General features: G+C 48.6%; 18 protein-coding genes. 7 read left to right on the top strand and 11 right to left on the bottom strand.

The window, feature by feature from the left end; all coding sequences use genetic code 11:
- Positions 1–6 precede the first annotated feature (6 nt).
- From H608_RS0114770 to H608_RS0114745, 6 genes are all read right to left on the bottom strand, one after another.
- A complete protein-coding gene (locus H608_RS0114770; RefSeq protein WP_028788353.1) occupies positions 7–474 on the bottom strand; it encodes a DUF4296 domain-containing protein in 468 nt (155 codons plus the stop codon).
- The gene (gene porD / locus H608_RS0114765) at positions 471–1,394 is read right to left on the bottom strand and encodes a type IX secretion system protein PorD (RefSeq protein WP_028788352.1); all 924 of its coding nucleotides are present in this window, start codon (positions 1,392–1,394) and stop codon (positions 471–473) included. The genes H608_RS0114770 and porD overlap by 4 nt, the downstream gene beginning before the upstream one ends.
- Position 1,395: 1 nt before the next feature.
- Entirely contained in the window at positions 1,396–2,592 is a 1,197-nt protein-coding gene (gene coaBC / locus H608_RS0114760; protein ID WP_028788351.1) for a bifunctional phosphopantothenoylcysteine decarboxylase/phosphopantothenate--cysteine ligase CoaBC, read from the bottom strand.
- 122 nt (positions 2,593–2,714) lie between these two features.
- The gene (locus tag H608_RS0114755) at positions 2,715–3,056 is read right to left on the bottom strand and encodes a DNA-directed RNA polymerase subunit omega (protein ID WP_028788350.1); all 342 of its coding nucleotides are present in this window, start codon (positions 3,054–3,056) and stop codon (positions 2,715–2,717) included.
- Positions 3,031–3,846, bottom strand: coding sequence for an outer membrane protein assembly factor BamD (locus H608_RS0114750; protein WP_028788349.1), 816 nt, complete (start codon positions 3,844–3,846; stop codon positions 3,031–3,033). Before H608_RS0114750 ends, H608_RS0114755 begins: the two co-directional genes overlap by 26 nt.
- Positions 3,847–4,029: 183 nt before the next feature.
- Positions 4,030–5,655, bottom strand: a complete 1,626-nt coding sequence (locus H608_RS0114745) for an OmpA family protein (RefSeq protein WP_028788348.1) — start codon at positions 5,653–5,655, stop codon at positions 4,030–4,032.
- Positions 5,656–5,852: 197 nt separating this feature from the next.
- Between H608_RS0114745 and H608_RS0114740 the strand changes: the two genes are divergently transcribed.
- Positions 5,853–6,815: a polyprenyl synthetase family protein gene (locus H608_RS0114740; protein WP_028788347.1), complete on the top strand. Its 963-nt coding sequence runs from the start codon at positions 5,853–5,855 to the stop codon at positions 6,813–6,815.
- A gap of 225 nt (positions 6,816–7,040) precedes the next feature.
- The gene (recJ, locus tag H608_RS0114735) at positions 7,041–8,702 is read left to right on the top strand and encodes a single-stranded-DNA-specific exonuclease RecJ (RefSeq protein ID WP_051268391.1); all 1,662 of its coding nucleotides are present in this window, start codon (positions 7,041–7,043) and stop codon (positions 8,700–8,702) included.
- 69 nt (positions 8,703–8,771) lie between these two features.
- On the opposite strand, the gene H608_RS0114730 is transcribed toward recJ, so the two are convergent.
- Complete coding sequence (locus H608_RS0114730) at positions 8,772–10,892, bottom strand: DUF5689 domain-containing protein (protein ID WP_155990188.1); 2,121 nt, start codon at positions 10,890–10,892, stop codon at positions 8,772–8,774.
- 37 nt (positions 10,893–10,929) lie between these two features.
- A complete protein-coding gene (locus tag H608_RS0114725; RefSeq protein WP_051268358.1) occupies positions 10,930–13,509 on the bottom strand; it encodes a TonB-dependent receptor in 2,580 nt (859 codons plus the stop codon).
- A 160-nt stretch (positions 13,510–13,669) separates the two neighbouring features.
- On the opposite strand from H608_RS0114725, the gene H608_RS0114720 reads away from it, so the two are divergent.
- Complete coding sequence (locus H608_RS0114720; protein ID WP_028788343.1) at positions 13,670–14,740, top strand: endonuclease/exonuclease/phosphatase family protein; 1,071 nt, start codon at positions 13,670–13,672, stop codon at positions 14,738–14,740.
- A gap of 369 nt (positions 14,741–15,109) precedes the next feature.
- Here H608_RS0114720 and H608_RS0114715 read toward each other — a convergent pair whose 3' ends face one another.
- From H608_RS0114715 to H608_RS0114705, 3 genes are read right to left on the bottom strand one after another with little or no spacing between them, the layout of a single operon-like run.
- Complete coding sequence (locus tag H608_RS0114715; RefSeq protein ID WP_081658909.1) at positions 15,110–17,095, bottom strand: OmpA family protein; 1,986 nt, start codon at positions 17,093–17,095, stop codon at positions 15,110–15,112.
- A gap of 21 nt (positions 17,096–17,116) precedes the next feature.
- Positions 17,117–18,124: a PorP/SprF family type IX secretion system membrane protein gene (locus tag H608_RS0114710; protein WP_028788341.1), complete on the bottom strand. Its 1,008-nt coding sequence runs from the start codon at positions 18,122–18,124 to the stop codon at positions 17,117–17,119.
- Positions 18,125–18,127: 3 nt separating this feature from the next.
- Positions 18,128–20,164 carry a T9SS type B sorting domain-containing protein gene (locus H608_RS0114705; RefSeq protein WP_028788340.1) on the bottom strand — a complete coding sequence of 679 codons (2,037 nt, stop codon included), beginning with the start codon at positions 20,162–20,164 and terminating at the stop codon, positions 18,128–18,130.
- Positions 20,165–20,487: 323 nt separating this feature from the next.
- Between H608_RS0114705 and H608_RS0114700 the strand changes: the two genes are divergently transcribed.
- From H608_RS0114700 to rplI, 4 genes are all read left to right on the top strand, one after another.
- Positions 20,488–22,215: a fibronectin type III domain-containing protein gene (locus H608_RS0114700; RefSeq protein WP_028788339.1), complete on the top strand. Its 1,728-nt coding sequence runs from the start codon at positions 20,488–20,490 to the stop codon at positions 22,213–22,215.
- A gap of 277 nt (positions 22,216–22,492) precedes the next feature.
- Positions 22,493–22,849, top strand: a complete 357-nt coding sequence (gene rpsF, locus H608_RS0114690; protein WP_028788337.1) for a 30S ribosomal protein S6 — start codon at positions 22,493–22,495, stop codon at positions 22,847–22,849.
- 4 nt (positions 22,850–22,853) lie between these two features.
- Positions 22,854–23,117 (top strand): 30S ribosomal protein S18, encoded by a 264-nt coding sequence (gene rpsR, locus H608_RS0114685; protein ID WP_028788336.1) that lies wholly within the window; start codon positions 22,854–22,856, stop codon positions 23,115–23,117.
- A gap of 110 nt (positions 23,118–23,227) precedes the next feature.
- Positions 23,228–23,674, top strand: a complete 447-nt coding sequence (gene rplI, locus H608_RS0114680; RefSeq protein WP_028788335.1) for a 50S ribosomal protein L9 — start codon at positions 23,228–23,230, stop codon at positions 23,672–23,674.
- Positions 23,675–23,818: the final 144 nt, after the last annotated feature.

Genomic DNA, 23,818 nt, shown 5'->3' with positions numbered 1-23,818 from the left:
ATCGTTTTATTCGGCCGGCTTCTGCGGCACAGGCATTGCCCGCAATTCGGCACGTTTTCTTTTCAACAATGAATCGGTGCCCTTTAATGCCGGCAGCAGTGAATCCTTGCCGGCATCGGTACGTTTTACTCCCGTGGAGTCTCCGGTGTAAGGGCGTTTGGCCAAAGTATCCAGCAGCCTTTTCATCTGATCGGGATGGGCGCGGTACCAGGCAAAACTTTCATCGAATTGCCGGCGCGTAATCTTGTGCACCCGCAATACTTCTTCATATACCGCCACGGATTTGCTGCCACGCGCAGCACCGGTATCCGTCACCTGTACATAGCCGTTTATAAATTCTCCGGCACGCAACATGTCCCACAACACGGAATCCATTTTCTCGCGGGGCATTATGTCAGAAGGGATTTTATTTTTATTGCCACAACCGACCAGTATGGCCGCCAGCAGACAACAGGAAAGAAGCAATCGTTTCATCGGAGCTCTTTGTAGGCATTACTGTTGGTAATGTCGAGTTTTGATAGCAGGTCCAGCGCGCGTCTGCGGATATCCGGACTTGCTTTCTTGAATACGTTCACAATCTCTGCACTTTTCCCCTGGAAAAAGAACTGGATGATCATCGAGTTGGCGTTATCGTTATTGATCGTAGTGAGGTAGTTGAGGCAACTCAGAATACCGTTGCGACCTTCTTCCTCATTTTCCTGGAATACATCCATGCCTTTGCGGTAGTAGGAATACAAGGCATCATGTATAAGGGCAAAGCGGTTGTTGTTGAGGTTTTCGGCGAGCCAGTAACGGTTGCGGAGATTGTCGAAAGATTTCCAGCCGCTCACATCTCTTCCTTCAGGCGCATTGTTGACAATGTTCCAGGCTTTCTGAAAATAAAGATCGCCGCCTTTGAGGCTGTATGAATCATAATCGAGTCCCAATATAATATTGATGTAGTAGGCCAGTACGGCGGTAAGGTTGGCCGCAACGGGATCATTTCCCTGCACACGGTTCTCGTTGAATTCGACGGGTTGAAACTCCACATAACGGAACGTTACGTTGTCATCAATGAAGTTCATGATCGGCGAATCGTAAGAGGTATTGTACACAGGCCGCGCCGCCTGTATGGTCAGTTTGGCTTTGTAAACGTTGTTGCCCAGCTCCTGCTCTATGTTGAGCAGGAAGTTGCACTGAATTTTTTCATTCGCCTGAAACACATCGTTGGTCCATTTGCGGTTGTTGATGAAGTTGTTCAGCGCCCCCTGCAGCGTCTGAAAAATATTCTTATTGACCTGTGTGCTGATCTTGGCCGCTACGATCGAGAAGCGCGCCTGTATCTCCTGTCCCTGAACCAGCATAGGGCCGAGCAGGAATACCAGCAGCAACAGTTTACCATATATTCTTTTCATGTTATGCATAGAGCAGCTTCGTTATTTGGTCGGTGATGTCGCCGGCTACTTCTGTTTTTTGTTTCAGTGCGAAGGTTATTTCTTCACCGCCGGCAGTGAAAAAAGTCACTTTATTCGTATCTGTGCCAAACCCCGCACCCTCATCAGCCAATGTATTCATGACGATGAGATCGGCGTTTTTGGATGTCAATTTTCCCAGCGCGTAGTTACGGGCGTCCTTTGTTTCAAGCGCAAATCCAACCAGCACCTGTCCTTTGCGCTTGCGTTCTCCGAGACTCTTCAGTATATCGGTGGTGCGGCGGAGGTGCAGATCGAGCTGTTCGTCCGCCCCTTTTTTAATTTTTTCTTTTGCGGGCGTAACGGGTGTGTAGTCCGCTACTGCTGCTGCCATTACGGCTATATCCGTTTCATTGAAATGGCTGTCGCAGGCTTCGAACATCTGCTGTGCTGTCTGCACGCGGATGGTATTGATGCCTGCGGGCACGGACTGGTTTACCGGTCCGAGAACCAGGGTCACTTCTGCTCCGCGGCGCAGTAATTCCTCCGCGATGGCTATTCCCATTTTTCCGGAAGAATGATTGCCGATAAAACGTACGGGATCTATCGGTTCGTATGTGGGTCCGGCCGTTACCAGGGCTTTTCGTCCGGACAGTTCTTTGTTCCTGTTGAAATAGTGCTGCAGGTAGGCGACGATCTCTTCCGGCTCGGCCATCCGCCCTTCACCGAAAAGTCCGCTTGCCAGTTCTCCGGTGCCTACGGGTATCACTTCATGGCCATAGCTGCGGAGGCGATCCAGGTTATGACGTGTGGAGGGATGATGCCACATATCTTCATCCATTGCGGGGGCTACCAGCACGGGGCAGGTAGCGGAAAGGTAAACGGCGAGTAAAAGATTATCGCAGAGGCCATGCGCCATTTTAGCCATGGTATTGCAACTGAGCGGTGCCATGATCATTATATCGGCCCAGCGTCCCAGTTCCACATGATTGGTCCAGTTGTCGCCTTCGGCGAGCCCGGCCAGTACGGGATGTTTGCTGAGTGTGGCCAATGTCAGCGGAGACGCAAATTCACGTGCAGCGGGTGTCATTACAACGCGGACTTCGGCTCCCGCTTTGATCAGCAGCCGCACCAGGGAAATGGACTTATACGCTGCGATACTTCCGGTAATGCCAACAAGGATTTTCTTCTGCTGCAACATGGTAGGTCAAAAGTAGTAAATAGCCCTCATATCGCGGTATCTGTGTGTGGATCAGGCCCGCACATAAAAAAGCCACAGCCGCACATAACGGCGGCTGTGGTCTCAAAAAGATGGGAACAGGATCAGCTAAACAGTTCGTCTTCTCCCTTGCGGAAGTAAACTTTGTTTTCCAGGAATTCCTGCGTGGCAAGCAGTGCCGGGTTAGGCATGCGCTCGTAAGCACGGGAGATTTCGATCTGTTCTTTGTTTTCGTGGATCTCTTCCAGGCTGTCCGTATGGCTGGCAAATTCGTCCAGCTTATTGTGCAACTCCTCTTTCAGGGAGATGTTAATCTGGTTGGCACGTTTGGCTACGATGGAAATGGACTCATAGAGGTTTCCGGTTTTCGCCTTGATCTCACGCAGATTTTTAGTCTCAACGCTGTTTACGATACCTGCGCTAAGCTGACGTCTTAATTTGCTCATTATTTAACCGTTTAATATTGTTTTGAGATAACGTTTTATAGCTCTCCGCGTCCTTCCGCAATTTACTGTCGGGGAAGCGGTCTACAAATTCGTTGAATTCAGTAATCACTTTTTCGTAACGCTCTACTTTCTTGTCTTCGATACTCATTTCCGCGAAGCGGTACCATGCTTTAATGGCCATCAGCTTATACGTGTCTGCCAGTGCAGACTCCGGGAAAGATTCGAGCAATTCTGTAAATGCAACACCGGCCGCTCTGAACTGGCCCATATCATAATATAGTTGCGACTTTTTATAGTCTTTCACTTCCAGTTTATGGCGGCATTCGTCGATAATACGGTAAGCTTCTTCGTTGCGTGGCGAACCGGGGTGTGTATTGATAAAGGTCTGCATCATACCCATTGCCTTTACGGTGTTGGTCTGATCCAGTTCGGGCTTGGGTGATTGTTTGTAAAAGGAATACGCGCGCATATAGTCCACTTCTTCCGCCCGGGCATTTGTGGGGAAGATTTCCAGAAAGCTTTTGAAAAGATTTTCGGCGTTCAGGTAATCTTGCTGATTATAGGCGCAATAGGCGTACTTATAATAAATGTCGGAAAATTCGGGGCGGGTTTTGTAAAAAGGCATGATGTCTTCGTAAAGCACCTGCGCCTTATTATATTGCTTTTTAACGTAATACTTCTCGGCCATACGGAGTTTATACTCCGGATCCGGACTTTTAAGGATTTTATTGATCCCTTTGCTGCAACCGGTCAGCAGGACCACACTCAGAATAATGAAAATATTACGCATAAAGGTGTGCAAAGTTAATAGATATCGGCAAATCTTACGGAAAAAAGATCAAAGGCCAAACCCGGTTAGTTAAGATTTTGATAAAGAGACTTTAAGGCTGTCTTTACACCGATGAAGGGAATAAAAAAACCCTCCCTGTAAAGGGAGGGTCTGTTGTGTCTATCAGCAAAAAGTAATCACAGATTATTTTTTCCGCAGGTTGGGGTGCGGAGGATCTACTGTGTTAGGACCGTCTTCGCCGGCACCTGCAGCACGCAGATCTACAGTGTTACAATCTCCACCAGACTGGCCGTAGAAGAAGATAAAGCGATCTTGGCTCAGACCTTCTTTTTCAACCAGGTAAGAGATTACTTTGTTCACGTGGTCCCAGCTCAGTTGCTGTTCTTTCTTATCAGAAGAGCAATAGCCGGTAACTACTACTTTACACTCAGGAGCGTTGCGCAGTTTAGCTGCTACAGTTGCGAGAACTGCGGTAGCATCGCTGCTCAGGTTGTTGGAACCAGCTTTGAAAGAAATGCTGGGGAGAGCGCCGAGTTTAGCAGCACACTCGTTCTGGCCACCTGGTACCATGTTCTTGCAGCACTCAGGATCTGGGCATTTACCAACACCATCAGCGTCAACAGGCTGGCAGTAAGTAGGCGTAATTTTTTCTTTGTCTTTGTAGTCAGGAACGCCATCACCGTCAGTGTCAAGGCTTACACCATGTGTGTCAACAGGTACACCGGCAGGAGTTTGCTCCAGGTCAAACTGGTCAGTTACACCGTCGCCGTCGCTATCAGGCAGTACAGGCTTCGGCAGCTTCATGATTTTAGGATTGCGGATCTCCTGGTAAGCGTAATCCAATGGATTCAGCCAGTACAGGGGCTCAACAGCTTTGCCACCGAGGTTGATGTTCAGACCGATAGTAGCATAGTTATAAGAGTCGAAATCGCGGGTCAGCGCAGCATCACCGGTTGGGTTTTCCTGCCATTGCTGGCCGTCCAGCAGGTCATCTTTGATGAAGGTGTGACGGTCTTCAATTGCGAGGTTGATGCGGTTGCTGAGTTTGAAAGCGATACCGATACCAACAGTTGCAGAGGGTTTGAACGTGTCTCCGAACAGTTTGGGACGGTAAGCACCATGACTTTCAGCAGGAGTCTCGTAAGACTTGTCCATCATGTCTTTCAGGGCTTTACGAGTGTCTTTACGGTCTTTGTAAACACCGCTTCCTGCAAGAATGGGAGTAAAGTCATATTTTTCGCCGTTCTCGTTGAGGGCGTTGACTTTCGTCTCGTAAATAGAACCACCCACACCACCAAAACCGTAGATGTTCATACCGGTTTTAGACTTGTGGAAACGGATATTGTTCAGGGTAACTACACCTTGCAGAGAGAGATCCTGCACGCGGGTTTTGTAGTTGTAGAACACAGGTTCCTGGCCGGCTGAGTAAGAAGCCCAGGCAGGGTTTTTACCATAATTGTAAGCTGCTCCGTAGTGCAGACCCTTGCCGATACCATACATGTACTCAAGGCGGAGGGAGAACACATAACCGAAAGCTTTACGAACGTGCAGACCGAAACCAGGAGTCGGGAACAAAGCCGGAACGTCACCTGCAACGGTGAAAGCGCCGCCCTTGATACCAATTTCCCATTGGTTACGCGGTTTTGCGGGATAGTTGTACGTTCCGTTCAGGAACTCAGTGTGCTGCGGGAGCCTACTGGAGGGGATTACGGATGAGTCTTCATAGGACCTAACTCCAACTTGGGAGAAGGCTGAAAACCCCATCAGGCAGAATATGCCCAAGAGAAGTTTGTACTTTTTGCTTGCCATAACTAAGGATTAAGATTTGAATACAAATGTCTTAATAAAACGCAAAAATATAACTTGAACGTTAAAAACCAAATTTTTATATTAAAAATCGCCTGGTGTTCATATTATATTTCAATTACTTAGTCAGTAAATACCCCCATTATGTTGCATTGTGTTAAAATAATTTTTTACCCGTAAATTGCTGCTCTTTTACCAACATGGACCTACCAGTAGCATTAATTGAAGCCGAGTTGAAAGAATTTGAGACCCGTTTCCGAGAGGCGGTGAAGAGCCAGACCCCTATGTTGGACCGGATCATGCGGTATATTGTCAAACGGAAAGGCAAGCAATTACGCCCCATGTTTGTCCTGCTTTCCGCCCGGCTTTCCGGACCTGTCAACGATTCTACGTACCGGGCCGCCTCTATGGTGGAGGTATTGCATACCGCCACACTCGTGCACGACGATGTGGTGGACGATTCGGCAGAACGCCGCGGTTTTTTCTCCGTTTATGCGCTCTGGAAAAATAAAATTTCCGTACTCGTCGGCGACTATCTGCTGGCCAAAGGACTCATTCTTTCCCTGGAAAAAAATGATTACCGCATCCTGCATATCCTTACCGATGCCGTGCGGCAGATCAGTGAAGGCGAATTACTCCAAATGGAAAAAGCGCGTTCGCTTAACCTGCGTGAAGACATCTATTACGAAATCATCCGCAGCAAAACCGCTTCCCTCCTCGCCTCCGCCTGCAGCGCAGGCGCATGGTCGGTAAGCCAGGACGAAGAGGTGACGGAAAAAATGCGGTTGTTCGGCGAGTACACCGGTATGGCCTTCCAGATCAAAGATGACCTGTTTGATTATGCCAGTGAAAATGTGGGTAAGCCCACCGGTAATGATATCAAGGAAAAAAAACTCACCCTCCCACTGATCTATACGCTCAACCGGGCAGACAAAGAAACGAGACGGAAAATAATTTACATCGTAAAGAACAATAACCGCGACCGGCAGAAAGTGAATTGGGTAATAAACGAAGTGGAAAAAGCCGGGGGCATCGACTATGCGATTGCAAAAATGAATGAGTACAAACAGGCCGCCCTGGATATCCTGCACACATTCCCCGAATCACCTTACCGCCAGGGACTGGAAGACCTGGTGCGTTATGTAACGGAACGAAAGTATTAAGTTAAAATTCAAAAACGTGGGAGTTTAAAAAATTACCCGTTTATTTTACGACTGGGGCCCCGAGCTCCTGCTATCTTAGAGAACGACAATACGTGAATCGTCAATCGTGAATCGTGAATGAATTGTTTAGCCATTACTTAAAAGCTTACCACTTAAAACTTATTACTTTTTTGAATTTTGAATTTAAAACGCTGGACCATACGCCCCACTGATGAAGCCAAAACAATGGCTTTGCAACGATCGCTCGGCATACATCCTGTCATCTGTTCGATACTCGTACAACGTGGTATCAGCACTTTTGAAGAGGCACGCAGTTTCTTTCGTCCGCAACTGACAGACCTGCACGATCCATGGCTGATGAAAGACATGCAGAAAGCGGTCGAGCGCATCATCCTGGCAAAAGAAAAACAAGAAAAGATTCTTGTATTCGGCGACTATGATGTGGATGGCACCACCGCCGTGGCCTGCATGTACCGGTTCCTGAAAAAAATACACGACCCACTCGACTTTTATATTCCCCATCGCTACCGCGAAGGATATGGCGTCAGCAAAGCCGGTATCGACCATGCTCATGCCAATGGTTTCACCCTGATCATTTCCGTTGACTGTGGTATTAAATCCGCCGATCTCATCGCCTATGCCAAAGAGCTCGGCATTGATTTCATTGTTTGCGATCACCACCTGCCCGATGAACAACTTCCTCCCGCAGTAGCTATCCTGAATCCCAAACAAAAAGACTGCCCTTACCCTTTCAAAGAATTATGCGGATGCGGCGTTGGTTTTAAATTGATGTCCGCACTCACCAAAGCGCTCGGACTTCCGCCTGATTCCGCCATGGCCGACCTCGACCTGCTGGCCACCGCCATCGCAGCCGATATCGTGGACATGGCTGATGAGAACCGCATCCTTGCCTATTACGGGTTACAGAAAGCAAACCAGTCGCCGAACTTTGGCATCAAAGCCCTGACCGTGCTGAGTGCGCTACGGGGCACGTTAAATATCAGCAACCTTGTTTTCATGATCGCACCGCGCGTCAACGCCGCCGGAAGAATGGACGACGCCCGCAAAGCGGTACAACTTTTTATTTCCGACACCTACGAAGAAGCCCTGCGCTACGCAGAAATGCTTCACAGCGATAACAGCGACCGCAAAGAAGCAGACAGCAGCATCACTACAGAAGCGCTCGAACTTATCCGCAGCCGCACCGACTGGACCGGCCGCAGCTCCACACTTGTTTTTCAACCACACTGGCACAAAGGTGTCGTGGGCATCGTAGCGTCGCGCCTTATCGAACATTATCATCGCCCCACGATCGTGCTTACACAATCCGGCGACTATGCAGCCGGCAGTGCACGCAGCGTGCCCGGTTTCAATTTATACGAAGCCATCCACGCCTGCCGTGAACACCTGCTCGGTTACGGCGGACATTTCGCTGCCGCAGGTATGACGCTGGAACTGGATAAGGTGGAACTGTTCAGGGAAAAGTTTGAAGAAGTGGTTGCCGCTACTATCCATCCGGATATGCTCATCCCGGAAATAGTAATTGACCACGAAATCAGGCTGCGCGATATCACACCCACATTTTACAATATCATTTGCCAGATGGAACCTTTCGGTCCGCAAAATCTCCGGCCGGTGTTTGTTGTCCGCCATGTTGTTGATACCGGTGCTTCACGCATATTGAAAGAAACACATCTTCGCGTAGCCATTCGCCAGGAGCATGCAACGATCACCGGCATCGGTTTTGGCATGGCACATCTTTATCCACTACTGGAAAATGGCAAGCCCGTGGACATCGTTTTTACCATTGATGAAAATGAATGGAACGGCGAAAAGAATCTCCAGCTCCGCCTGATCGACGTGCGGGCAGCAGCGCAAGCTTCCTGATTTTTTTTCTTTATAAAAAAAACGGCTGCCTCTTTCGAGACAGCCGTTTTCTATACTAACATTCCTGAATTAGTTCCAGGTGATCTTGAAGTCGTCGATCGCTGTAGAAGGGCGGCTGCCGCTACCAGTGCTTGCAGGTGTAGCCCATACACGGATCCACACTTTACCGCTTTGGTTAGCCACAGCAGCAGGCAGGTTCACGTGAACCGCTGTGTTGGAGAATGTACCCAGTACAGTGCTCAATGCAGCAGGTGTAGTGGTTACCGGAGTAAACGTTGCGGGCGCATCACCGATACCGTAGTCAACGATAAAGGTTGTTGTACGACCTGACGCAGAGTTGTCCAGTTGCTGCAGCTGGAAGTCCAGTTGCAGGTTAGATTTACCGGTTGTATTGCTCAGTTGGAATACAAAAGCACCACCCGGATCGCCGAAGCTACCAGTCTGACGCAGACCGAATGCACGGTTGGTGGCTGCACCTTGTGCAGTTGCATCAGCCGCACCTGTCAATCCAGTTGCAGAAGCGAAGTTTTTAAATGCACCACTTGTGTTGTTCCACAAAGTAGCGGCAGTTGTTACGGTGGCTTCTGTACCTAATGCGGTGGCAGTAGCACCAGTATATCCTTTAACGCCTGCAGGCAGACCGCTTGCAATGTTATCGAAGTTGATCGTCAGCGGAGAAGTAGTCAGATCGATACCACTTCCTGTACCAGGACCTGGGCCAGGACCGCTACCCGCTGTAACGTCAGTTGTGTTACGGATAGAGAATTGTTTGGTGGTATTGAAGTTACTCGCATAACCAACCCAGTTTGAGCTGACAGTTGGCATGGTCGTGCTGGCAAATGTAGCGCCACTTGTACCGGTACGAGTGAACATGGTGATATTGCCGGATGCATCAGTCAGGGTTTTGTTACCGCCATAAGTGCCGGCAGGAGAAGCAACAGCATTCAGGATTTTCACCAGGGTGAATTCGAAGTTGTTGGCATCACCCAGCGGCAGACCGAGCGTAGTATTGATCTGCGCAGCTGTTTTTTCAACAGGAGTTACCACTTTACCAGTTGCTACACGTGTATGACCGGCAAAACCAAAGCGGGTTTTGATCTCCAGGGAGTTTGCATATTTAATCAGCGAATCGTCTTTGCTCAATGTTAATACAACGGAGTCGCCAACATTGTAAGTAAGTGTACCACCGATATAAACCAGTATGCCTTTGTTGCCGCTCTGCAGTACCAGGTTACCTGCACTGATGTTACCGTTCGCAATATCAGAGATTACAGTACCGCCTACTGTATAATCACCGAGTTCGATGTCTGTACCTGTGTACATGGCACGGATCTCAGCAATTGTTTTTGGTGTAGTAGGACCAACAGGACCTGCGCCGCAACGGGCACCGGTAAACTGCACATCGGAAGTATCACGGATAACCAGTTGTTTGGTAGAATTGAAACGTGTGTAGATAGACAACAGTGTACCATTACCGTTGGGAACATTCACACCGGCAAATTTGGCGAAGCCACTTGTGCGGATGATGATGTTGCTGCCGGTACAACCTTTTACGTTCAGGTTGGCGGCGGCCTGTGTAGCAGCATTTGCATATGTTTTGCTGGTATCCGCAGGAACAAACTCGAAATTGTTCAGTTGGATCAGCATGCTCTGATGCGAATCATTCAGTGCAGCAACAGAAGAAACAACCGTAGGTGTTACGGTGTTGTTCACGCTGCCTTTTACGATATAAGTATCGAACAGGTTAGAAGCAATCGGAGATACGTTCAGGAAAGAAGGATCGCTGTTATCGATGCTGCCACCCAACTGGATCAGACCAGCGTAGTCGCCCATGTACAGACCGTTTGTTTTGATGTAGATCTTACGGCCAACAGGATAGTTTGCATAAAGGTTCAGACCGTCGAGACGTACAGTGATACCACCTGAAGCATCCTGGATACAGATCTGCTTATAGAAGTTACCGCTTTTGTCGTCTGCAACAACGATACCTGCAATGATATCGTCGCCCAGTGTTTCCACCTGACCGGCAACGTGAGCAGCTTTCAGCTCAGCGATTGTCTTGGTCGGTGTCAGATTGGGGTCCACATAGTCCCCGGGGGCATCAAACTCCCGGTCGCAAGAGGATAGAATAACGCAAGTGGCGAGTATTGCCATTACATTACCAAGGAGAAAAAGGGATTTTGTTCGCATAGTGCTTATTTAAATAGTTGTGAGATGACGGATTCCATTAAAAACGAAGTGTTACGCTGGCGAAATAGTTAACACCATAGGCGTAGAACAATTTCGGCGGAAACTTATTAACGTCTTTGTTTACGAAATCAAAACGCAGTTGCTCAAAGCCACCGGTCAGGATATCACGGTTGTTAAGAATGTTGTTGACACCTACGTTGAATACGAGGAACGTGTTCTTGTTGGCAATAGCCATTTTGCGGGGCAGCTTCCAGGAATAACCACCGAAGAAGTCCAGGGTGAATTGTGCGTCGAACTTGGTCTGGTCGATGATATCGTGCCACAGTTCGCCTTTGTATTCAATGTTGTTGGTTGCGTTCACGGTACGACGGAGCGGGTTATAGCTCAACCATGATTGATCAAAGTAGTTACCGGTAAGGCTGATGAACCAGAACTTCGGTGAACGGTAAGACAAACCAACGCTGTATGCTTCCTGCGGCGTTGAAGGCACGCGGAAGTTTTTAGAATAGATAACCTGCTGACCTACGATAGCGGAGCTGTTGTCAATCGTGATGGTAGCCAACTGGCGGCTGTCATAGTAGTAACGGCCGATAGAAGCGGCAGCATTCAGGGTCAGACCCGGAGCGATGCGCGCTTCCAGACCAAACTCACCACCGAAGTGTACTTTATCGATACCACTGAGACCGTAGTTAACAAAGTTCTGGAGTGAATCGTGGTAGAAGCTCATCATGTCCAGTCCATCCTGGAAACGGCTGTAATAACCACCGATACGGATCTTGAGGCGTGGAGCGTTCAATACGTAACCACCTTCCACTGTCTGGATTTTCTCGCTCACGACGTTAGGCTGTTGGCTGTTACGTGTACGTGGAGAGTTGTATACGTTTTCAAAGTAAGGTGCTTTGGTCATGATCGCACCATTTACATATAAGTAGTTGCGGCCGTCGATCTTGTAAGTAACACCGCCTTTCACTGCGAAGTTGGTGAAGTTGTTCTTTTCACCTTTACCGAGTGAACTGGTGGGGAACAGACCGGTGCGTACATTACCCTCGCGGTAGAAGCTGGTAGAGCTCAGTTCAGCAGCAACAAAGAAGTCGACTTTGTTGAACTTGAACACACCCTGTGTCCAGGCACCTGTCTTGTTGATATTAATATTATAATCGTAACCGTATTTGTCTCCTTCTTTCAGGATACGGTTAGGGTGATCGAGGTCATGCTGGTTAGCGGCCTGGTCTCCGGCATAATCACGCTCGGCAAACTGGTTCAGGTTCACATAGAAATCACCACCCAGCAAATCTTCTACTTCTTTATAGTAGTGGTTTTGCTGAGACTGTGCGTAAGCTGCAAAAGTGAAATCGATATGATCGTTGATACGTTTGTTGAGAATGGCATTGCCATTGAAACGGTTGGTATTGATGATCCGGTTTTCAATGATATAAAGAGAGCGGCGGCCGCTTACGTTGTTACCCGGAATGCCGTTGGCATTCTGGATAGTAGCGTAGCTGGAACGGTTCACATCATACAGGCGGTCCCAGTTGATCTGGCGAGTGTTTACGTCGTTCTTCATCAGGTCCAGCAGTTGCTGGTACTGGTTAGGATCCTGGTTGGCTACACCATTATAGTAGCTGGGCAGGTAACGGTAATAGTCTGGACGTGGGTCCGGAGCATTGTACCAGTCGAGGGCAGTAACACTGCGCTCGCCGAAGGAATAACCCAGACCGAGGCTCAGTGTTGTATTGTTGTTGGGGCGGTACTCGTGGCTCAGCAGGATGACCGGCTGATGCGTTCTGCCGATGCTGGCATTTCTCTTTTTGCCATTCTGGTAGCCCCAGTTAGGGTTGTAATAATTGGTGCCGGCGAGGTCCATGATCTCCTGCACAGCGGCACCCTGACGGCCGTTTTCAGTAGGGGCACCAAATACGGTGAGGGAAAGCAGGTTTTTCTGCCCAAAACGTTTGTCGATGGCGGCAAAATAGCTCCATCCATCATAGTAAGTGCCCGGTACATAACCTTCGTTGGCCCAACGGCGGCTGCCGCTCAGGGTAAAGGCCCAACCTTTTTTGCTAAGGCCGGTAGAGTGACTGAACATTACACGGTTGGTGTAGTTACGGTTAGCGGAAGCGTAGCTGATGCTGGTCTGTGCGCGCTGTTTGCTTGCACGGGCATCAATATTGGTAACGCTGCCGATCTCACCGAAAGCGAAAGTATTGGCTCGGAGACCGAAAGATGCGTCGCGGTTGCGCATCACATCGTTCAGACCACCCCAGAGACCGTAAGGTGTAAACCCGTTGTCGAGGTTGTCCATCGGAATGCCATTCATGTAGGTTCCGAAGTAATCGTTGTCATAGCCACGGATGCGGAAACGTACTGCGCTGAAGTTGAAAGAAGCGGCAGATAAGAACGGATCACGGCCTGCGGCAAGGACGGAGGAAATGTTCTGTCCGCCACCATCACCAAGGTCATTTTCATCGAGCGAAACGGTGGGGATGTTATCCAGCACATTCTCCTTTAACTCTTCCAGGACGGTATCCCTTTTAGGGAGTGTATCGGTGGTACCGACCTGGGCATTCGCTACTAGTCCGGCACCAAGCGCCAGCAGCAGCAGTTTTGATTTAAGCATGCAGATCAATTTTTAGAACAAGTGGCAAATGTATAAAGGTTATTCTGTTTGCAGAATAAAAAATTTGACACATAACCATTTCATAACCTCACCCAATCTTTTTTATAAGTTGAGCCAACCATAGATTCTGTATGTTTGTCTTTCTTATTTAATCAAGCACATGAAAAGATTACTGACCACCTTGGTTTTCAGCCTTTCAGCGCTGTTGGCCTACTCACAGAAACAGGATTACAAGACCGTTGTTATCAGCTTCTACAACCTTGAAAATCTTTACGATACGGTTAACAATCCGAACGTAAATGATGAAGAGTTCCTCCCCTCCGGCCCGCGCAATTATACCGGCGCCATTTATAAAGACAAGCTCAATAAGTTGTCCACCGTTATTTCACAAATTGGTACGGAGATCAATCCCGATGGCCCGGCCATCCTTGGTGTAGCCGAAGTGGAAAATGACACCGTATTGAAAGATCTTACCAGGAACCCATTGATTGCCAAACGTAATTACCAGATCGTGCACTACGATTCCCGCGATATCCGCGGTGTGGATGTGGGTTTGCTGTACAACCCCCGCTACTTTACCGTGGAAGCCAGCAATAAACTTTTCGTTAAGCTGCCCGCCGGAGCCAAAGACGCCTATTACACCCGTGATATTTTGTGGGTAAAAGGCAAACTCAACGGAGAAACGATACATATATATGTTAACCACTGGCCCAGCCGCTCCGGCGGTGAAGAACGCAGCCGCCCCGGTCGTGAGGCCGCAGCGCGCGTTGCCCGCCAGCATATCGATTCCATTTTCGGCCAGGAACCTAACGCCAAGATTATCCTGATGGGTGACCTTAATGATGATCCGGTGAGCCCAAGCGTTGCCTCCGTGCTCAATGCCCGTGGCAAGGAAAAGGAAGTAAAGAACGGAGCGCTCTTCAATCCCTGGACCTCACTCTACAGAAAAGGTATCGGCACACTTGCTTACCAGGACGCATGGGGATTGTTTGACCAGATCATTATTTCCGAAGCATGGCTCAATAAAGACCAATCAGGCTTTTTTTATTACCAGCCGCATATCTTCCGCCGCGAATACATGGTGGAGAATAAAGGCCGTTATAAAGATTATCCGATGCGCACCTGGGATGGCAACTCTTACCGCGGAGGTTATAGTGACCACTTCCCCACTTATATTATTTTCCTGAAAAAAGTAGTGGCAAACGCAGATCCTGCGAAGAAAGCTTTCTGAGTTGTAAGTATTAAGTTATAAGTAAACAGCCTTCCGTTTGGGAGGCTGTTGTCGTTTGTGAATCGTGAATGGTCAATCGTGATTCGTCAATCGTGAATCGTCAATCGTGAATGAGTTTCTTTAAGCGGGTGATGGTTCGTGTCCTGACCAACCAGCCGCCTTGAACGAGTGAGTAGGCAATAAAAAGCAAGGAGCATTCTCTCTAAGATTCACACAACGAACCCGATAATGGTTCGTGAATACAGAACCACGGGTACAGAGGTAAGCAGGTGGATATCTCTTTTATACACCGATGCGGGTGTCTTCCGGGAAACGGCGGGAGCAAACCATGGCTGCTCAACTTATAACTTATTACTTAAAACTTATTACTTAGAACTTAATACTACTTATCACTACTCTCCTGTTGCGCTCCGCAGCCACTGGATTGTTACCTTCCTCCTCTGCCGGGCAACACTTACCCAACCCCTCCGTATGCAGACGCGACACATCAACGCCTTTCTTTTCCAGATAGGCTACACAAGCTTTTGCACGGCGCTCGCTCAAACGGATATTATATTTTTCCGTACCACGGCTGTCTGTATAACCTTTTACATCGATCATCAGCGAAGGTTCCTGCTGCAAACGATCCGCAAGGCTGTCCAGCGTCGCTTTCGCGTCAGCCGATAAGGTTGCTTTGTCAAAGGCAAAATAGATCACCGGCCATGCCACAGAAGTCTCCGTTCCCGGATCAACAACAGGCATAGGGATTTTTGTTAAACACACCGGCGTCAGCAACAACGTATCCATATCCGGACGGCCTTGCACATACGCAGTATGACCGGCCGGCTCATAACCTTCTTTCGAAGCTTTGAACTGCAGCCACGCAGCATTTTCAATACTTGTATAATACCTGCCATCTGTTGTAGTAACAGTATTGATTGCAGCTGTTTCTTTTACAGAATCTTTTATCTGTACCTGCACATCTGCTATTTCTTCACCTGTAACACAATCATTCACCCGGCCACTTGCCAGCCACGATTTTGCCAATTGATGTACGGCATATAATTCAAGGCAACAATCAACCGCCCTGTCAGAGCTCAGCAAGGCATTTTTTCCATCATTGCTTTCTACATAATAGAGATCATCACGCACCGAGTTCAGGGGATGCCCCATGTTTACCGCTGGCATTAATTGTTCAACCGTGCCAGCCGACTGATAGAGGTCGAAACCGCCCATGCCGGGCAATCCGTCACTACTAAACACCAGTTGCTTTGATGTGGTATTATAATAAGGCGCCTGCTCATCACCCGCCGTGTTCACCGCTTGCAGGTTCCAGGCTTTACCCGTTGTTTCGGGCAGCGCGATGCACCAGAGATCATAACCACCGGCGCCACCCACTCTGTCGGAAGAGAACAAAAGATATTTACCATCCGCTGTTGCAAACGGTTCACGTGCATTTGAACCGGCATGATTCACGTTGGTACCCATTACTACAGGCGCAGACCATTGACCATTAATAAGACGGCTGCTGGCTATGACCGAACGCGCCTTACCTTCAACAGTTTGCCATTGAGTAAAATACAATACCTGCCCATCCGGCGAAAGAGAACTCATTCCGTTGTGCCTGTCCTGCACTTTCAACGCTTCCATCTTTTCAACCCCGGCTATCTTACCATCAAGGTAAACGGCTTTGGACAACTGATTATAATAAGGACCTTTGCCGGTGGTATCGGCTGCTGTGTAGATCAATTGTTCTCCATTCAGTGATGCTGCATAACCATTGATATCACTGATTCGGCTCACTTCATACCCGGCAGATTTGCGGCGTAATTGCTGACGCGCAAATGCAATATTCGCCCACTCGCGGCGGGCCGCCGCGTTGAGTGCTGTTGTTGTTTTTCCCTGGAGAAACTTATTTAATGTTTTCTCTGCTTCATCCAGTTTGCCATTTGCACGCAGTGCGCAGGCATACCAGTAACCGGCCTCCGGGTATCGTTGCAGATGGTCTGCCTGCAGTTTCGCATACCACTGCTCCATCTTCTCATAGTTCCTGGTATGGCGATAACATTCAGCCAGCTTCCAAATGGCCTCCGCTTTGGAACGGGTGGTTGCTTTCAATGCCTGCTGTTTATGTTTGCGCTGGCTTACGGTAAAAGGACTTGCCTGTAAGCCATTCTTAATGCCAGCGCTCGCAGAATCGAGCCAGATCGCATAACACTGTGCCGCGCCAAAATAATCGGCCCGTTCATATAATTGATCCGCCTTCTGCAAATACGCTTCTCTCGACTGCGCAAGTACAGTGCCGGCATAGCAAATAAAGGCCATAAAAAAAACGGAAGCTTTCATCGGCAGCTTCATTCCTGTTATTCTTTTCATGTCAGGATCGTTTGGAGAAAATTATAAACGCGGACATTTAAAATAATCGGTGCGGACGGAGTTACGGCGCTTCCCTATATATGTGAGGGAAATCTCAAAGCTGTTGGAACCTTTCGCCATCTTTCCGAGTTCGGATGCATTCACATCATAACTCACCCCTACCGTGAAATTGTTATAAGTAAATCCTGCGAAGGGAGATACTGCATCGTTGATACGCCAGTTGGCTCCCAGCAGCAGATCGGTGTATTGTCCCGCATAGAATTGCATATAAGCGCCGGCCATTTTTTCCTGCGCATTTCCCTGGCGCATATAAAGCATGTTCGGCACCAGCGTCAGGGCGTCCGACAGCACAATTCTTGCACCGGCGTGCGCACTGAAACGCATCGGCAGTTTTTCCTTATCGCCTGCCAGGAACGGATCACCTGGCTGTGTAAGATGAAAAACAGATACGCCACCAAACGGACTGACCATTTGATCAGGTGTACCGTCATAATATGCAAGACCTGCACCGGCGTCAAACGCGCCAGCTTTTATTTTGGCAAAACCATCACCTGTAGGTACGGTAGGGCTATAACCGATACCGGGAAACCACTGATCCCCGAACTGCAGTTTGGATGGATCGAAACGACGGTTCACAAATCCGCCTTGTATACCGATAGCCAGGCGCTTGTATTTTTCACGGTCGAATGCAAGGCCATTGTAAGCAACTGTCAGATAACCGTTGGTAAAACGATAGCCGCCATCGCCCGCTGCCTGGTTGAAAATACTCAGGCCGATATTGATGTTTTTGTTAGTGGTAACATCAGCGGACAACCCGACAGTAGAGAATGCATTGGTTACATTCTGCCATTGATTGCGGTAAATAGCAGACACCCTGTAATCGCCCTCCATCGCGCCGGTGAGTCCGGGATTGAGACTGAGAGGATACACATAATACTGAGAGAAATGAGGATCAACCTGTGCCTTTGCAGCAGGCATCCAGGCCAACGCCACGTATACTGGCATCAGCCATTTGTACAAACGCTTCATGTATCAACGGATTAAGTTAACAGAACCCTTTTTGTTTATGATGGTGCCATCGGTCAGCTCTGCGCGCAACACATAGATATATACACCTACAGGTTGTGCAGTGCCTTTGAATCGTCCGTCCCAGCCGGTATTGAGGTCGCGGCTGCGGAAAATCAGTTCGCCCCATTGATTGAATACAGTAAGATCGACGCTGTTCAGACTGGAACCGAATACCCGGAATACATCGTTGCGTCCATCGCCATTCGGAGAAAACACATTCGGAACAAACACATCGTTGTTTATCTGCTCCACCTCGAGGTAAAGACGTGCCGTGTCGATACAACCATCTGTTGAACGTCCCACTACCATGATATTGGTGGAGGTATCGGCCCTGAATTGCTGACTGAGCACCTGCTGTTGGGGATACAATACCGCGGGTTGCCATTCTGTAACCGTATAAGAGATGGCAGATTGGGTAGATACCGTAACCGTTACTCCTGCCTGAACAGGATTGACGGCAGTGGTAAGGTTTAAGGAGAAATCTGTCACTACTACATTTATTCTTGCCGTGTCGGTACAGCCATTGGTACCGGTGGCTACTGCCGTATAAGTTGTGTTCACCTGCGGAGTAATCTGTACAGGATTGGTTGTGCCGATGCCCAACCATTCAACCGATGACCCCGCAGCCACCTGCGCCTGCAATTGCGCGGTCTTTCCTTTACACACAGCCGCTACAGGATTAATCGAAATAGCTGGTTTTGGCTTGATATCGATGTTCACTACGTTGAGCACACTGTCGCAGCCACTCACCACGCTGCGGATCGTATCGCGCACAACACTGCTGGATGTATACGTGGTGCCATTATATACTACCTGTCCGCAATCGCTGATCGTGCGCGTGTTGGTTGCAGCCACCACCAGATAAAGCCGTGCCGTACTATCGCACTGACCGGGGCGTGTAATCAAAGCGGAATAATTACCGCCGGTGGTATAAGTGTTCCCGTTGAAAGCATACGTATCACCGGATTTGATACAAGCGGTGTTGAAACTTACGGGGCCTTGTTGTACCTGGATCTGTATGATACGGAATATACTGTCGCAGGAAGTGACCACGCTCCGGATGGTATCGCGCACCACTGTATTGGCGGTGTAAGTAGTGCCATTGAATACCACAGCACCGCAACCGGAAAGTGTCTCATTACGATCCGCACCCACCACCAGGTAAAGTCTGACGGTGCTGTCACACTGACCCGGGCGCGGAATAACAGCAGAATAGTTGCCGCCCGCAGTGAGTGTATTACCATTGAAAGTATAGGAATCACCCGCCTTGATACAAGCGGTCATATTATTCACCGGACCGCTGCCGGGAGGTGTGATGCGCAGGCTGTTGATCCATGTTGCGTTGGCTGTTGCGTTCGGCGCGCCGGGCGATTCATTGGCGGGCACGTTACCGAGCGACCATGAGGTAGCCTGCGTATAATTTCCGTTAAGCAAAAAATAATTTCGTTGTGCCGCCATGTTGGCTTTGTATACAGTGGCGGTTGCCGCGCTACCGATACCGAAACCAAAAGAAAAATAAGCACGTGTAAGATCAGCCGGACTGGCTATTACCACACCATCACCACTGTTGGACAAACCCATCGGGCTCCAGGAGCCGCCGCTAACATAGCCTGATGAAGGATAAACAAATGTAGTGGACGAAGGAGAGGTGGGCAAAGAACTATTCCGCTCCATCATATTGGAAGAAGCAGGCACGATATATACATAGTCCTTGTTGGCATCCGTTACATCATCGGGTAAGGTGATGCTTCCGTTTTTATCTCCGTCGTTATACACAAGAATGATGGAGCCGTAAGGAACTTTAGACCAGTTGGCCACATTGGCAAAACGCATACAACCGGTAGCGATACCTGTACCACTTCCCGCCGCGATCCAGCCATTGTTGTCATCGATGATCCATCCGCGAAGATCTGCGGTACTATCCGTACATGTACGCGTACCGATCACTACAAATTCCATGTATTCTTTTGTACCACTTGCACCCTGAGATACTTCGTTCAAGACTAACTGAGCCTTTGCGGATAATGAAAAACTGCAGAGAATAAGAAAGGAAAATAATAGTCTCATAGCATTAATAATGGTCAGCAAAAGTATCTGCCTATTCTCCTAATATCCTGTTGAAGGTGTTATGAAATGATTATGGAAATGTTATCACGCATCAAATGGAAGTTGTTAATAGTTTCTTCATTATTACTTAATGGAATAAAACCAGTATTAGCCAACCAGCTGGATAGTTTTGTGTGCCCCGTTGTATCCACCTATCCTTTTGCAAGACCATTCTCACGTCCTCCCTGAAGCCATCCTTTAATTATTAAATTATTTGTATGAAAAAAAGTTTACTCTTTTTGTTGCTTGTTTGCGCGGCTGTGGTCAGTCATGCGCAAACAATTGTATCGTTTGACTTCGGTACCTGCGAGTGTACAGGCGTTTTCAACGCAACACCCGTTGCCAACGTGCAAAGCCCTGTTGCGTTTTCACGTGGCAGCGGTATCAGTTCAAATGCCGGCGGCGGTGTATTCAACAGTAAAGGTTTTTCTGCTTCATCGCAGGCAGCGGCTCAATCGGGTAACGAGTGGCATGGTTTCGCTGTAACACCTGCTACCGGTTACCAGATCACCTATACGTCTGTATCGTTTCCGCAACAGCGCAGCAATACGGGACCTTCAAGTTCTATCATTGGCTATTCTCTCAACAATGGTTCCTCATGGACATTCGCTACCGTGCAGAGTGTGCCGACTACCATTGGCGCTAATACCTGGGATTTCACCGATTTCACCGCGTCCGGCACAGTATTGTTTCGCATATTTACATGGGATGCTTCATCAGGCACCGGTACGTATCGCAACGACAACGTAGTGTTGAATGGAACAGCGTCACTCATTCCTGTAGTAACACCTGTTGTTACAACTACTGCAGCGGCCAACATCACCACCAACAGTATTTCTTTCCGTGGCACGGTGAATGCAGGTGGCGTATCTACTACTGTTACATTTAACTATGGCACCAGTTCTTCGCTTGGTAGCAATATCGCGGGCTCGCCTGCAACATTGAGTACAAGTGCCAATACAACAGTTTCAGGTAATGTATCCGGTTTAACGCCCAACACGCGCTATTACTATCGTGTAGCCGCGGCCAACAGCAGCCGCAGTGCCAATGGTAACATACTTGAAGTATATACATTGGCCAACACGCCGGCAGCACCAATCGTTAATGGCAGCACTTCAAATTCTTTGAATGTCAGCATACAGACCAACAGCAATCCTGCTATCACTGAATATGCGATCTACGAAAGCACAACCGGCCAGTATGTGCAGGCCGATGGCACATTGGGCACGGCACCCGTATGGCAATCTGCTGTTACATGGGCTTCTCCCGTTACCGTACAGGGTTTGAATGAATCAACTCCTTACAGTTTCCAGACGCAGGCAGTAAACGGAGATGGTGTGGAAACACCGTTGAGTGCCAGCGCTACCGGCACAACTTCTATCGGTGCTCCACTGCCTGTACGTTTTGCTGACGTATATGTTAAGTCTGTCAATAACTACCGCGAGATCGGCTGGACCAATCTGACGGAACTCGATGTGCAGCATTATATCGTTGAGCGTGCGGGCAGCAGCGGAACATTTGCACCGGTTGCCACCATCGCTGCACGTTCCAACCTGGGCGATAAAGTTGTTTACCGCTGGAATGATGAAACGACAAATGCGGATGTACGTTACTACCGCATCCGTGCGGTTGAATACAGCGGTGAGGAACTGTACAGCGACATCGTACGTGTGGAAAACAACGGTATGTCCGGCAAAGCGCTGCTGGTGCGTCCGAATCCGGTGCAGGGTGATGTGATCCGTTACCAGGCGGAAGTGAAAGCAGGCCGTTACCAGGTTGCGCTTTACACTGCGTCGGGCCTGCGTGTGATCAACCGCGAACAGGCACTCGGTGAAGGCGTAAACAGCCTGTCGCTGGAAATTGGCGGTCTGGCAGCCGGCATCTATTTCCTGGAACTGCGCCAGGCAGACGGTACGCTGTTAGGGCGTCAATCGGTGGTACGCTGATCACTTCCTTTTCCAATATAGCAAGAACGGACTGCCTGATGGCGGTCCGTTCTTCATTCCTGGAGATCTAAGAAGCTGGAAATGAAAAACTTGTCGTAATATTGCCAGATGAGGCCATGGCCCTGCCTTTTGGGCTTTTCCTTTTAGCCGGAAACTCCTATCTTTGCCGCCCCAAATCTGTATTCGCAGATTCATCCGGGTCTTCGTGAAACGGATGTCCAATGGAACAAACCGAATTTTTAACCTTCCCGTATTAGGCGGGATCAAACAAGAGGTAATGAACAATTACGAATTGATGGTGGTCTTTACCCCTGTATTGAGTGATGATGAGTTCAAAGCTGCGCAAAAGAAATTTGCCGGTCTGGTGACTGAAGCTGGTGGCTCTATCGTTCATGAAAATGCCTGGGGTCTGAAATCACTGGCGTATCCTATCCAGAAAAAAACTACCGGTCTTTACTGGGTTCTGGAGTACACTGCGCCATCCGACTTCAATGAGAAGCTGAAAATCCAGCTTCTGCGTGACGAGAGTGTTCTCCGTCACCTTTGCACTAAACTCGATAAATACGCCGTCGAGTACAATGCTAAAAAGAACAGTGGCGCTAAAACAGGAAACGAAAAAGCAGTGGAGGCTTAATACCATGGCAAGAAACGAAATCAAATACCTGACGGCGATCAAAACCGAGAAAAGGGTAAAAAAATTCTGCCGCTTCAAGAAGTACGGCATCCGCTACATCGATTATAAAGATGTGGAGTTCCTGAAAAAATTCCTGAACGAGCAAGGCAAACTGTTGCCCCGCCGTCTTACCGGAAACAGCCTGAAATATCAGCGCAAGGTTTCTGATGCGGTGAAAAAAGCACGTCAGATGGCATTACTGCCTTACGTAACTGATCTTTTAAAATAACCTCACCCTAACCCGGGTAATTCAAAAGTCAAAATTTAAAAGTAAAAATGCTGACTACCCGGAGACAGTAGTAACTAAACTCTACTGGGCTGGTGAACAAAAAGAAAACAATGGAAATCATTTTAATTCAAGACGTAGATAACCTGGGTGGCGCTAATGAAGTGGTGAATGTGAAGAGCGGGTATGCCCGTAACTTCCTTTTGCCCCGCAAACTTGCGATCGAAAGCACTCCCGGCAACAAGGCACAACTGGAAGAACGTCTGAAGCAGGTAGCGAAGAAAGAAGCCAAAATGCTGGCTGAAATCAACAACGTTATTGCTAAACTGAAAGAAGCTCCGCTGAAACTCGGCGCTAAAACAGGTACAAGCGGTAAGATCTTCGGTAGCGTAACATCTCTCCAGCTCAGCCGCGCCATCCGCGAGCAGAAAGGATATGAGATCGACCGCCGCAAGATCTCTATCACTGACGAAGTGAAAGAACTGGGTACACACAAAGCAAGCATCGATTTCGGCAACGGTCATTCGACTGAAGTTGAATTTGAAGTAATCGCTGAGTAAGATCCCCGTCTCAGATAATACGGCCCTCCAATCAAAAGTTGGAGGGCTTTTTTTATGGACAACTGAAAAAAACCGCCCTTTAAAATCAAGTGTTTATATAAAAAAATGCAGTCTGTTTCCGGGAATTAAAGATTTTTCGGGATA

This window comes from Terrimonas ferruginea DSM 30193 (genome assembly GCF_000425585.1).
In the GTDB taxonomy this organism is placed as follows: domain Bacteria; phylum Bacteroidota; class Bacteroidia; order Chitinophagales; family Chitinophagaceae; genus Terrimonas; species Terrimonas ferruginea.
This window is presented reverse-complemented; position numbering and strand designations above follow the sequence as displayed.

Bases quoted from the DNA above. Each gene is read 5' to 3' on its own strand.
- H608_RS0114770 (WP_028788353.1), bottom strand. From the start codon at position 474: ATGAAACGATTGCTTCTTTCCTGTTGTCTGCTGGCGGCCATACTGGTC.
- porD (WP_028788352.1), bottom strand. From the start codon at position 1,394: ATGAAAAGAATATATGGTAAACTGTTGCTGCTGGTATTCCTGCTCGGC.
- coaBC (WP_028788351.1), bottom strand. From the start codon at position 2,592: ATGTTGCAGCAGAAGAAAATCCTTGTTGGCATTACCGGAAGTATCGCA.
- H608_RS0114755 (WP_028788350.1), bottom strand. From the start codon at position 3,056: ATGAGCAAATTAAGACGTCAGCTTAGCGCAGGTATCGTAAACAGCGTT.
- H608_RS0114750 (WP_028788349.1), bottom strand. From the start codon at position 3,846: ATGCGTAATATTTTCATTATTCTGAGTGTGGTCCTGCTGACCGGTTGC.
- H608_RS0114745 (WP_028788348.1), bottom strand. From the start codon at position 5,655: ATGGCAAGCAAAAAGTACAAACTTCTCTTGGGCATATTCTGCCTGATG.
- H608_RS0114740 (WP_028788347.1), top strand. From the start codon at position 5,853: ATGGACCTACCAGTAGCATTAATTGAAGCCGAGTTGAAAGAATTTGAG.
- recJ (WP_051268391.1), top strand. From the start codon at position 7,041: ATGGCTTTGCAACGATCGCTCGGCATACATCCTGTCATCTGTTCGATA.
- H608_RS0114730 (WP_155990188.1), bottom strand. From the start codon at position 10,892: ATGCGAACAAAATCCCTTTTTCTCCTTGGTAATGTAATGGCAATACTC.
- H608_RS0114725 (WP_051268358.1), bottom strand. From the start codon at position 13,509: ATGCTTAAATCAAAACTGCTGCTGCTGGCGCTTGGTGCCGGACTAGTA.
- H608_RS0114720 (WP_028788343.1), top strand. From the start codon at position 13,670: ATGAAAAGATTACTGACCACCTTGGTTTTCAGCCTTTCAGCGCTGTTG.
- H608_RS0114715 (WP_081658909.1), bottom strand. From the start codon at position 17,095: ATGAAAAGAATAACAGGAATGAAGCTGCCGATGAAAGCTTCCGTTTTT.
- H608_RS0114710 (WP_028788341.1), bottom strand. From the start codon at position 18,124: ATGAAGCGTTTGTACAAATGGCTGATGCCAGTATACGTGGCGTTGGCC.
- H608_RS0114700 (WP_028788339.1), top strand. From the start codon at position 20,488: ATGAAAAAAAGTTTACTCTTTTTGTTGCTTGTTTGCGCGGCTGTGGTC.
- rpsF (WP_028788337.1), top strand. From the start codon at position 22,493: ATGAACAATTACGAATTGATGGTGGTCTTTACCCCTGTATTGAGTGAT.
- rpsR (WP_028788336.1), top strand. From the start codon at position 22,854: ATGGCAAGAAACGAAATCAAATACCTGACGGCGATCAAAACCGAGAAA.
- rplI (WP_028788335.1), top strand. From the start codon at position 23,228: ATGGAAATCATTTTAATTCAAGACGTAGATAACCTGGGTGGCGCTAAT.